At 54.2% G+C, this 11769-nt stretch carries 10 protein-coding genes and 1 riboswitch; of the genes, 4 read left to right on the forward strand and 6 right to left on the reverse strand.

Annotation, left to right across the window (positions count from 1 at the left end; translation table 11 throughout):
* Window positions 1–41: 41 nt before the first annotated feature.
* On the reverse strand, window positions 42–785 hold the full coding sequence (locus tag ACFOUO_RS05610; protein ID WP_380703006.1) for an IclR family transcriptional regulator: 744 nt from the start codon (window positions 783–785) through the stop codon (window positions 42–44).
* A 216-nt stretch (window positions 786–1001) separates the two neighbouring features.
* Between ACFOUO_RS05610 and acnA the strand changes: the two genes are divergently transcribed.
* Window positions 1002–3719 (forward strand): aconitate hydratase AcnA, encoded by a 2718-nt coding sequence (gene acnA / locus ACFOUO_RS05615; protein ID WP_380703008.1) that lies wholly within the window; start codon window positions 1002–1004, stop codon window positions 3717–3719.
* 165 nt (window positions 3720–3884) lie between these two features.
* Here acnA and ACFOUO_RS05620 read toward each other — a convergent pair whose 3' ends face one another.
* Together ACFOUO_RS05620 and ACFOUO_RS05625 are read right to left on the reverse strand one after the other, a co-directional pair.
* On the reverse strand, window positions 3885–4325 hold the full coding sequence (locus tag ACFOUO_RS05620) for an RrF2 family transcriptional regulator (RefSeq protein WP_380703010.1): 441 nt from the start codon (window positions 4323–4325) through the stop codon (window positions 3885–3887).
* 281 nt (window positions 4326–4606) lie between these two features.
* Window positions 4607–5419: an ATP-binding cassette domain-containing protein gene (locus tag ACFOUO_RS05625; protein WP_380703012.1), complete on the reverse strand. Its 813-nt coding sequence runs from the start codon at window positions 5417–5419 to the stop codon at window positions 4607–4609.
* A gap of 269 nt (window positions 5420–5688) precedes the next feature.
* Window positions 5689–5798, forward strand: a riboswitch (TPP riboswitch).
* Window positions 5799–5928: 130 nt separating this feature from the next.
* On the opposite strand from ACFOUO_RS05625, the gene thiC reads away from it, so the two are divergent.
* Both thiC and ACFOUO_RS05635 read left to right on the forward strand, forming a co-directional pair.
* The gene (thiC, locus tag ACFOUO_RS05630) at window positions 5929–7677 is read left to right on the forward strand and encodes a phosphomethylpyrimidine synthase ThiC (protein ID WP_380703014.1); all 1749 of its coding nucleotides are present in this window, start codon (window positions 5929–5931) and stop codon (window positions 7675–7677) included.
* A gap of 331 nt (window positions 7678–8008) precedes the next feature.
* Complete coding sequence (locus ACFOUO_RS05635; RefSeq protein ID WP_380703016.1) at window positions 8009–8413, forward strand: acyl-CoA thioesterase; 405 nt, start codon at window positions 8009–8011, stop codon at window positions 8411–8413.
* A 167-nt stretch (window positions 8414–8580) separates the two neighbouring features.
* Here the strand turns inward: ACFOUO_RS05635 and ACFOUO_RS05640 are convergent, their stop codons facing one another.
* Complete coding sequence (locus ACFOUO_RS05640; protein WP_380703279.1) at window positions 8581–8994, reverse strand: ferritin family protein; 414 nt, start codon at window positions 8992–8994, stop codon at window positions 8581–8583.
* A gap of 233 nt (window positions 8995–9227) precedes the next feature.
* Here ACFOUO_RS05640 and ACFOUO_RS05645 point away from each other — a divergent pair, with 233 nt between their 5' ends.
* Window positions 9228–9866, forward strand: coding sequence for an SDR family oxidoreductase (locus ACFOUO_RS05645; RefSeq protein WP_380703018.1), 639 nt, complete (start codon window positions 9228–9230; stop codon window positions 9864–9866).
* Window positions 9867–9947: 81 nt separating this feature from the next.
* Here ACFOUO_RS05645 and ACFOUO_RS05650 read toward each other — a convergent pair whose 3' ends face one another.
* Entirely contained in the window at window positions 9948–10820 is an 873-nt protein-coding gene (locus tag ACFOUO_RS05650) for a lipoate--protein ligase family protein (RefSeq protein WP_380703020.1), read from the reverse strand.
* A 563-nt stretch (window positions 10821–11383) separates the two neighbouring features.
* Window positions 11384–11608, reverse strand: coding sequence for a hypothetical protein (locus ACFOUO_RS05655; RefSeq protein ID WP_380703022.1), 225 nt, complete (start codon window positions 11606–11608; stop codon window positions 11384–11386).
* Window positions 11609–11769 lie beyond the last annotated feature (161 nt).

The following is an 11769-nucleotide window of genomic DNA, read 5'->3' on the forward strand; positions in this document are numbered from 1 at the left end:
AACGTACTCATCGGATTCCCTCCCATCTTCGTTTTAAAAGATTACTTCTGCAACATTTTCCGCATTCGTGCGGCGGTCTCCAGGATTGGGGGAATCACTTCCTTCATCCGCACACGAGTGAGCCGGCTCACAGGGCCGGACACAGCTAAGGCGGCAAGAATCCCCCCGCCAGGATCGAAGACAGGTACAGCGATGGCGGAGGTTCCCGTTTCCCGCTCTTCGAAACTGGTCGCATACCCTTGTTTCCGAATCTCTAGGAGTTGAGCGAGGTACTGCCCTCGGTCTACCGACTCCGGCCAAGAAGGATCCCCCAGAACCGTTGCCTGTTCCGCAGGATCGGCAAAAGCAACCAGTACCTTACTTGAAGCCCCTACAGCCAGTGGCATACGGACTCCGATCGGAGCTACACGCCGGATCGTCTGCATACTTTCCACAGCCTGAACCCTAATCCGTTCATAACCATCCCGGATATACAGGCTAACCGTCTCCTCAATCGCATCTCGGAGGCGTTCCATTTCCGGCAGAAAGAGAACCGCTGGATCGTCTGCCCGGGATAGATTGGCCGAAAGTTCCCATACCCTAAACCCCAGCCGGTACTTATCGGTCTCCGGATGGCGGATGAGAAACCCCTTTTCTTCTAGTGTAGCCAAGAGACGGTATACGGTACTCTTGTTCAGTTCTGTCATCCGAGCAATCTCTGTTAAGCTCAACTCCGGCTGTCGGGTGAAACACAGCAGGATATCCAACGCCCGTTCCGCCGCACGCACGGTCCTTTTTCCTTCCAAAACGGGGGCCCCCTTCCGTTTCACCAATTGAAAATCATTTTCAACTACATTATACGCCCTTTTTTTCCCGTCCAAAAGAGTGAGTTTAGGGCGGATCAGGGTATACAAATAAGGATGCCAGTTGGTATAATAGTACCGTAATTGGAAACCTCGTTTCAACAGGTGAAAATCAACGAAGAGATTGTTTGGATTCCGTCATAAGGAGGTTTTCTGAAAATGTCCAACAAGGACTTGTTCGGAGTAAAGAAAAAGCTTTCCGCCGGCGGCAAAGATTACGTCTATTACCGCCTCGCCGGTCTGGAAGAGCAGGGGATCGGAAATGTCTCCCGCCTTCCCTTTTCCATCAAAGTACTGCTGGAAGCCGCCGTCCGCCAGTATGATGGTGTCGCCGTCACCAAAAAACACATCGAGCAGTTGGCCAGCTGGGCTGACAAGCCTACTAAAAACGAAGTGGCCTTTAAACCCGCCCGGATCGTGTTACAGGACTTTACCGGTGTGCCTGCCGTCGTGGATCTGGCCGCACTGCGATCCGCCATGGACCGTGTCGGCGGAGACCCCAATCGAATCAATCCTCTGATCCCCGTCGACTTGGTTATCGATCACTCGGTGATGGTGGATAAGTTCGGAACCGAAGACGCCCTCGAATACAACATGAATCGGGAATTCGAACGGAACGAAGAGCGGTACCGCCTGCTTCGCTGGGCAACCGACGCTTTCGACAACTTCAACGCCGTTCCGCCAGCCACCGGGATCGTCCATCAGGTGAACTTGGAGTACCTGGCCAAAGTGGCTGCAACCCGCGAGGTCAATGGTGAAACTGAGGTCTTCCCGGATTCCTTGGTTGGTACGGATTCCCACACCACCATGATCAACGGCCTTGGTGTCGTCGGCTGGGGTGTCGGCGGGATCGAAGCGGAAGCTGGCATGCTGGGGCAGCCTCTCTACTTCCTGACCCCGGAAGTGATCGGCTTCAAGCTCACAGGGCAACTGCCTGAAGGAGCCACCGCTACTGACTTGGCCCTGACCGTCACTCAGATGCTGCGGAAGAAAGGGGTCGTCGGCAAATTCGTCGAATTCTACGGCCCTGGCTTGTCTAGCATCAGCCTCGCCGACCGGGCCACCGTCGCCAACATGGCTCCGGAGTACGGTGCCACCATCGGCTTCTTCCCCGTGGATCAGGAGTCGCTCAATTACCTCTCCAACACCGGCCGGGACGAGTCCTTGGTCGAACTGGTCAAAGAGTACTACACCTCCCAGGGCATGTTCCGTACCGATGAGACACCGGATCCGGTCTTTACCGACTCCGTCGAGCTCGACCTGGCCGACGTAAAGCCGAGCCTTGCTGGCCCGCGCCGTCCCCAGGACCGCATCGAGTTGACGGACATGAAGAAAACCTGGGTTGAAACCTTATCCAAACCGATTGAAAAAGGCGGCTTCGGTGTTCAAGCTTCTTCCAAGAAAGTCAAGGTGGAGATGAACGGCAAGAGTTTAGAGCTGGACCACGGCTCCGTCGTGATCGCCGCCATCACTTCCTGTACCAACACCTCCAACCCCTCAGTGATGCTGGGTGCCGCCCTGGTGGCCCACAAGGCTGTCCAAAAAGGCCTGACGGTTCCGCCCTACGTCAAGACCAGCCTCACTCCCGGCTCCAAGGTGGTTACCGAGTACCTGGTGAAATCCGGTATGATGGACTCCTTAGCCAAGCTCGGGTTCACCCTGGCGGGTTACGGTTGTGCTACATGTATCGGGAACAGCGGCCCGCTGCCGGAAGAAATCTCGCAGGCGATCAACGATAACGACTTGACCGTGGCCTCTGTCCTCTCAGGTAACCGGAATTTCGAAGGCCGGATCCACCCGGATGTAAAAGCCAACTATTTGGCTTCTCCGCCGCTGGTGGTCGCCTACGCCCTCGCAGGAACCGTTGACATCGACTTCGAAACCGATCCGATCGGACACGACACCGATGGCAATGCTGTCTACTTCAAAGACATCTGGCCCAGTAACGAAGAGATCTTGAAGACAGTGGAAGCGTCGATGAATGCCGACCAATTCCGCGAACAGTATGCCCGTGTCTTTGATGCCAACGAACGCTGGAACCAGATGGACACACCGAAGGGTGAACTGTACGAGTGGGATGAAAAATCCACTTACATCCAAGAACCGCCTTTCTTCGTCGATCTGTCCGCCGAATTGGAACCGATCAAGGAGATCAAGGGCGCCCGGGCTTTGGCACTGCTCAAAGATTCCGTCACCACGGATCACATCTCCCCTGCCGGAGCCATTGCTCCCAGCAGCCCTGCCGGAAAATATCTAAAAGAAAACGGCGTTGAACCCCGCGACTTTAACTCTTACGGCTCTCGCCGCGGGAACGATCGCGTCATGACCCGGGGCACCTTCGCTAATATCCGGATCCGTAACCAAATGGTTCCCGGCACTGAAGGCGGCTTCACCAAGCACATCCCTTCGGATAACACAATGGCCATCTATGACGCGGCCATGAAATACAAAGAGGACAACACGCCATTGGTGGTCTTGGCGGGCAAGGAGTACGGCACCGGATCTTCCCGGGACTGGGCAGCGAAAGGGACCAACCTCCTCGGCGTCAAAGCCGTTATCGCCGAAAGCTTTGAACGGATCCACCGTTCTAACCTGGTCGGCATGGGTGTTCTCCCTCTGCAATTCGATGAAGGGGACAGCTGGCAATCCCTCGGCCTGACCGGTGAAGAAACCTTCGACATCACGGGGCTCAACAACGACATCGAGCCCCTCCAGAAGGTAGACGTTACCGCCGTCAAACCCGACGGCTCCAAAGTGGCGTTCAAAGCCATCATCCGCCTCGACAGCCAGGTAGACGTTCAGTACTACAAAAACGGCGGAATCCTGCAAACCGTGCTCCGCCAATTCCTGAACGACGCCGAAACGACAAAGGCCTAAACCGTGCAACCCCTGCGCCTTCATCACGCTCTGATCACCATTCCACCCAATCCCCGGCTTCGATCGTTTTGAGTTGCGGGATCCCTTCGGGAACCGATTGGAATTGATCGAACGGCGAAAATAAAAACACCCTCGTGCACGCAATCGTGCACGAGGGTGTTTGTTTTATTTGTCCCCTGAGTTCTCGGAAACCGGCTGAACCCGTCCCATGAGCAAATCATCTAGGGTGGTGTGGTCCAGCAGACGGGCCACGGTATCACGCACCAATGCCCACAGCGGCTTCAACAGGCAATCCCCTTCCAGAGGGCACGACTCATATGCCGTGACGCTGACGCAACCCATCGGGGCCAGCGGTCCTTCTAATTGTCGGATCACTTCACCGACGACGATTTCTTCTGCCGGCTTTCTCAGAGAGTAACCACCGTGCACGCCCCGCTTACTTTTTACATAACCCAACATCTTCAGTTGCAGCAGAATCTGTTCCAAGTAATACACCGGTACCAAGGTTCTTTCCGCTACCTCGGCGACAGGAAGGACGCCTTCGTTTTGCCGTCCTAGAACGATTAGGGCCCGCAAGGCGTACTCACCCCGGCTTGATAGTTTCATCCACTTCTCCCCTTCCCCAGAGGATCATTCATTCCCTCGCGGCTTTCCGTAGCCCTTACAACACAACATCCCCTTCTTACGAATCGTCCAATCAGCCCGTTTAGAAGGCGATTTTGACCATTCGATTTTTTTTGAAAATTGATCAGATCGAATCCTTTTTTAGTTCCACTGATGCAACCTATGTGCCCAACCCGCCTGCAGTTCCGTTTTTCCTCAGACCGTTCCTGCAAACGTGCCGGACACAAAAAGGCACCGCTCGGGGTGCCCTGTCCTGTTGTGAATCATTTCGTTCGACTACGGGCAGCTGAAAATGTCTGCATGGTCTTATACCAAGAAGAAACCGTTCCGTCCGGAACACCGGCGGTAAGGAGTTTGCGCTGGCCAAGACGGCGACAAGTGCCGTTTTCCATCAGGAGCAGGACATCCGCCGCCTCTGCGATCTTCAGGTCGTTTGTGGCAATCAGCGTAATTCCTTTCGCGTGACGTTCGGCCACTTCTTCACAGAAGAGCTCCCATCCCAACTCGTCCAATCCTTCTGCCGGTTCGTCCAGCAGCCATACCACCGGGTCAGCAACCAGGCTGCGGGCCATGATATAGCGGGCGGACGGCCCATCAGGCAGATCTTTCACTGGATGTTTACGGTATCCAGCCAGCCCCCACTTAGCGATCAACTCGGCGGCCCTTATCCTTGGCCGAGGAAGACGGCAAAACCGGGCAAGGTAGTGAAAAGACTCTTCTACGGTCAGCTCCTGGCGGGAGCGCTTTTTCCTCGGCACATATCCGATCCGACGGCGGAGAGAATCGACAGGAGAAGCCCCGCCCATGGCAGCTACACTGCGGGACCAAACCTGCACCTCATTTTGCCTTGTTTGATACGTGATCCTGCCGTCATCCGGCACCAAGGAAGCAGCAGTCACCCGCAACAAAGTGGTTTTGCCCGCTCCTTCTGGACCGAGAACGGCTGTGATCCCTCTTCGGACCGAGGCCGTAAAGTCGAGTAGCCCCGTCTGAGCCTCCTGGTTGTACGGGCGATGACGGTAATCTGTGACAGAATCTTGATAACGTTTATTGACATGAGACCATTCGATACGCAAAAGGCTCATCCTTTCGTAAACCCATCCACCTGTTTTCAAGCATAACCGAAAAAGCAGACAAAAAGAAGGTTCACCCGAGGGAAAAGTGGGGCTAAATTCCGCAAGGTGACAAAACTGTTTCCTGATACAGGCATCCATATGGAGCGCTTACTCTTATTGACGATCTTCCCCTCCAAATGGTTGCAGATTTCGACAAGAAACCCCTTCTATTCCAATGGAAAATCTGAATTGAACCGCTTTTGAATCTATGGTATGGTTAGGTTGGCAACTGCATACGAAACGGGAGCTTGGAGGAGCCAGGCTGAGAGGGCGGGAGTCTACGCCGACCGTTAAACCTGATCTGGGTAATGCCAGCGTAGGAATGGATGGAAGTTCCGTGTCTTTTTTTCCGCGAGGAATCAAAAGGGCCGTACGCTGTGTACGGTCCTTTTCTGTATAAATAAGGATCGTGACCGTCCTCTCCCCCTTTTGTGTGTGGCCGCACCATTATAAGAGGAGGGCTTTTTTCAATGAATATCAGTCAGGGCGCTTTACCCGGAAGCCGCAAAGTCTACGTGGCGGGCCCCCGGAAGGATATGCAGATCCCTATGCGGGAGGTCGTTTTATCCCCGACCCGCAATGAATCCGGTGAAAAAGAGAACGAACCAGTCCGCCTCTATGACAGCAGCGGCCCCTATACGGACCCGAACATATCGATCGATATCCGAAAGGGCCTGCCTCTTCTCCGGAAGAATTGGATCCTGGAACGGGAAGACGTAGAAGAGTATGAGGGACGGGAAGTCCAAGCTCTTGACAACGGGCGGAAAGATTCTGTCCCCGGACAAGCCATCCCCGAAGGGCTAACCCGTCGACCCCTGCGAGCCAAAAAGGGGCGGAATGTTACCCAGATGCACTATGCGCGGAAGGGGATCATTACCCCGGAAATGGAATTCATCGCCCTCCGGGAAGGAATGTCTGCCGAATTCGTTCGGGAGGAAGTTGCTTCCGGTCGAGCCATCATCCCTTCCAACATTAATCATCCCGAAAGCGAACCCATGATCATTGGGAAAAATTTTCACGTGAAAATCAATGCCAATATCGGAAATTCCGCCGTCTCCTCTTCCATCGACGATGAGGTGGAGAAAATGGTATGGGCGACGCGATGGGGCGCAGACACGATCATGGATCTCTCTACCGGCAAGGATATCCACACCACCCGGGAATGGATCATCCGTAATTCTCCGGTTCCTGTGGGAACTGTTCCTCTCTACCAGGCACTGGAGAAAGCAGGAGGAGAACCCGCTAACCTCACATGGGAACTCTATCGGGATACCTTGATCGAGCAGGCGGAGCAAGGGGTGGATTACTTTACGATCCACGCCGGTGTGCTTCTCCGCTATATCCCCCTGACCGTCAATCGGAAGACAGGCATCGTTTCCCGGGGCGGATCAATCATGGCCGCCTGGTGTCTGGCCCACCACGAAGAAAGCTTTCTCTATACCCATTTTCGGGAGATTTGCGAGATCATGCGTACCTATGATATCTCCTTCTCCCTGGGAGACGGCCTCAGACCCGGCTCGATCGCTGACGCCAACGATGAAGCCCAGTTTGCTGAATTGAAAACCCTCGGTGAATTGACCAAAATTGCCTGGGAGTATGACGTCCAAGTGATGGTGGAAGGACCCGGCCACGTCCCGATGCACCAAATCAAGGAGAACGTGGACATTCAGCAGGACATTTGCCGGGAAGCTCCTTTTTACACATTGGGGCCGCTGACCACCGACATCGCTCCCGGATACGATCACATCACCTCTGCAATCGGGGCAGCTATGATCGGCTGGTTCGGAACAGCGATGCTGTGCTATGTCACCCCCAAAGAACATCTCGGTCTCCCCAACCGTGAAGACGTGAAAGAAGGCGTGATCACTTACAAGATCGCCGCCCATGCCGCCGATCTGGCAAAAGGGCACCCTCGGGCGCAAGTCAGGGACGATGCCCTCTCCGAGGCTCGATTCGAATTCCGCTGGGAGGACCAGTTCAATCTCTCCCTCGACCCGGAACGGGCCCGTTCTTTCCACGATGAGACACTGCCAGCGGAACCGGCGAAAACCGCTCACTTCTGCTCGATGTGCGGTCCCAAGTTCTGTAGCATGCGGATCAGTCATGACCTCCGACGCTATGCTGAGGATAAAGGCCTGAATCCTACAGAAGCCCTGGACGCCGGCATGAAGGAAAAAGCGGAAGAATTCAAAGACTCGGGCGCTAAAATCTATCGCTAAGGATCTACCAATCGGTACACCCCTTTCACCGGCCCTGAGGGCCGGTTTTTTTTGTATCGAATACCCATCGAAATAGAAAACGCCGGGCATTTATATCGCCCGGCTTCTCTCTGTATGTATCTATAAGGTCTTGGTCTTCTTTTATTTTACCATCCGTTTCCGTTGACATAAATCCGCATTCATGTCTATTTACATCCTCGGTTTGGCGTATCCTTAGGATCATCCCGGCAACAACAGAAAAGACGGAGGAGATCGCCGCCATGTTCTCGAAGAATGGAAGGATAGAAATATCGGCGTAGAACGAATGCCTATATCCAGAGGAGGATCAACCATGCCACTCACTACCACACTACAAGTCCGTTTCAACGAATGCGACGGACTGGGTCATGTCAATAACGCCGTTTACTACACCTATATGGAGACCGCCCGGATCGAATTGTTCCAACTCCTCGATCCGGATATGAATCTCAATGACTGGAAGCTGATCGTCGCTTCCACTAGCTGTGAATACAAATCCCAGGCCTCCTTTGCCCAATGGCTCACCATAACCACGGAAATCGAACGTATCGGCAACAGCAGCTTCACCGTCCTACACCGCATCCTTGATCAACAGACGGAGGAACTGATTGGACTTGGACGAGCCGTCCTGGTCCACTACGATTACAGGAAACAGAAGAGCTCCCCTCTGTCCAAAGAAATGGTCAAAACCCTGCAATCCTTGGCACTTCCCCAATGAGGTGTGGGTAGCCCTTCTGTTGATTACAGATTTAAAAGCTTGAAAGAAGCCTAATGATCTTAAAAAACAAAGACCTTTACAAAAACCCGCCGAAGAACGGACGGGTTATTTGTTCTGACGGTTTTAGATACCTGTCCATAGGGGGTACCAGCACATGCCAGGTTTCTTTACTTTCCTGACAGAAAGTAAAGAAACCAAACCGCATGGTTTTGTTCATCCTGTGCCGCACGGACAAAAGCCCGCCGAATGGAAGGATCTCTCGCTCTGTCTCCAACCGAGAGATAGAAATCAACGGTTTCCTGTTCGTCTTTGAATGCGGCCCGAAGACCTTCCCTGAAGTCTCGGGGACAGGGTTCCGGTGTAATCGGCGGCACCGCGCCCCCGGTCAAACGATGGTAAATGCCCATGAAAACCTGATAATGGCGGACCTCATCTTGACGGATCTCCAGGATCTGTTTGCGGGTTTCTGCATCCGGTGCCGCCTTCGCCAAACGAGCATAACACTGAATCGCATTATACTCCCCGCTGATCGCCCGTCCAATTTCGCCGATCAGACGCGGGTCCTGTACGGGGCGAGCCATCGGTGACACTTCGGGGATCCAGCTGGGAATATGGTTCATGGCTATCACTTCCATGTCATGGACTTCACCCTATTCTATGGGTTGCTACCCCGAAGCGTGCCTACCTCTACAAGGTTTCCCGGCTTTCTGTCACCCCAAGAAGCAGAACGAAGCGATACCTAGCTGGCCACACTGCGAATGTGCTAAGGTGAAAGTGAATGAAACTCCCCTTTTCCATAAAAAGGAGGATTCCTATGCAAATCTTAGTTGTCGGAGCCAACGGCCAAGTGGGGAAACAGCTGGTCTCCCTGCTCATGCAACAACAGCACCAGGTGCGGGCCATGATTCGTGATCACTCCCAAGCTCCCTTGTTGGAAGGCCTGGGGGCGAAGGCGGTCCTGGCGGATTTGGAAGGCGATATCGCCCACGCTGTGAAGGGGGCTGACGCCATCATCTTCACCGCTGGGTCCGGCGGCCACACTGGCCCGGATAAAACAGAACTGGTGGATCATCTCGGAGCGATTAAAACCATTGGAGAAGCTGAAAGACTCGGGGTCAATCGCTATGTGATGCTCTCTGCTCTCAGGGCGAAAGACCCGGACAACGGCCCGGAAACGATGCACCATTACCTTGTCGCTAAAAAGAAAGCGGACAATCGGCTGCAAAACAGCAGTCTCAACTATACCATCGTCCGTCCTGGACGCCTCTCCAACGAAGAGGGGAGCGGGCGGGTTGAGATCGCCGAAAATCTCCCCTTCCGTCCCGAACCGATCTCCCGGGTAGACGTGGCCTATGTGCTCGCATCCACGGTTGATCTAACAAACACTTACCGCCGCTGCTTCGATCTGCTGGCAGGGGAAACCCCGGTGATGGACGCCCTGCGAGAGCTTTAGAGTACCGGCTTTGGCTCCCCCATGCGAACAACCGCCTTAGTTCCTGTTTCCAGGAGCCAAGGCGGTTGTTCGTTCCATCATTTATACGCGGGGGCGCTCCCCGTAATATTCCGGTCGGCAACGCGCCAGATAACGGGAGGCCTCCCCCCGCTCTCTGTTGGAGGGGCTGGGGGTCACTTCCGCCCCTCCGGTCAGGCCATCGATCGCCTGAAGCAGCCCCTGGCGAACCTTTTTCTCCAGCTCCTCTGCCGGAAGGGAGATAAAGGAGTCCAGCGTGGCCACTGTATCGATGTAAACGGGGCGTTCTCCCTCCGCCATTTCATAAAAAGCGTTGAGAGCGGAAACAGCTGCCTCCCGCTCGGCATGAACGAGGAGGGTCGCATGAGCTAAGATATAACCCGGTCGCTTGGACGAAAGACCAGCCGGCCCCCCTTTCCACACCTGGGAAGTACCCACCACTTTTTTCCCCTGGATAACGACATTGTAGCGGCCATCGCAGAAAGAGCCGGGGACCTCTCCAAAATAGGAGTCCAGCCCAAAAGTTTCTTTCGCCATCCGCATCAGAGGAAGCCCCAGCATACGATAAACATCGTCAATGTTCCAGGATGCCTCTTTAGGTCGAGGGAGAAACAGGGATAAATTCAGTGTCCCCGGTCCGTGAGGAACGGCGGTGCCCCCGCTCTGGCGCACGTAAACCGGCCATTCCATGCCACTCATCATCAGGGCTGCGTTCAGAGCCCGGGGAGTCCGAATATCTTTCTTGGCGACCACGAGCGCCCTAGGACCTTGCCAAATCCGTAGAGTAGCCGGCTCCTCTCCACTGGCCACAGCCTCCCCAACTGCTTCTTCCATCGCATAATCCAAAGGAGAGGAAGCCATGAAGGGTTCGTCGATCACCCTCCACCGGCCAGCCTCCCGGTAAATGGCGGCAGCGGCAGCCATTTGTTCGTTCATCATGTCCTTCCTCCCCATCCATCAACCATCTCGTCCATTATACCGTAAACGAAGCTTCGCTTCCCAAATCCAGACTTTTCCCATCCCTTTCACCCACCCCACCGAGTCCATGATACAAGTCTGTAACATAGTCGTCATATACCGCCTCCTTTTACGTGCTGGATTACTCGTAGATTAAGGGTTGTTTACAAATCGACCAAACGGCTCGATTTCGGTATTTCAGGCGTTATAATAGGTTCAACGACAATCGATTCGGAGGTAGTTGATGATGAATCAAACGGCTTTTGGTCTTTTTAACGCTATGGTGTTCAGCATTCCCTGCTGGTTGGGTATCATCTACGCTTTGCGCCTCGCCTTCTGATCAGCCCCTCACCAAGCCGATTGGCGAGCCAAAAAAGATCCCCGGGTGCACTCTCTCGCTGATCGAAAACAAGTGGACGCAGCTTTTATGGAAAAATGCCGGATCACCCGGCCGGCGGAGCAGGTTCGACTCCTGCCGTCCGCTCTAAAAACCGCCCGCAGCCGGAGTCGGCTGCGGGCGGTTTATCTGTTTGTGTTGGTCATCAAGGGCTTCCGTCGATACTGGAGGATTCACGGGACTGATCCATCTGACTCCGGATCTCCTCCAACACCCGATCCAGGTGAATCGCTTCGTTCCGATAGCGCTCTATACTGCGTCCTTTCCGATCCCCCTCTGCAATCTTCCGTTTCAATTCGAGACACCGTCGCTCCAGGTAGGAGAGAGCGGTGTTCAACTCCTCCCAGGACAAGTTGATTTCCAGTCTCAAGGCGTCACTCTCCCTAGCCTTATCTGACTCTTATTATTGTATGACCTTACGACTGATCCATTGACACAGAATATACGGCAGAAACGACTTGGTCTGTAAGCGATCAACCGTAAAAACCCTGCCCCTGTACAAAAAGACCTGTCGGCTTTATAATGAAAATT

The sequence above is a fragment of the Salinithrix halophila genome, assembly GCF_042650125.1.
Classification (GTDB): Bacteria; Bacillota; Bacilli; order Thermoactinomycetales; family DSM-45169; genus Salinithrix; species Salinithrix halophila.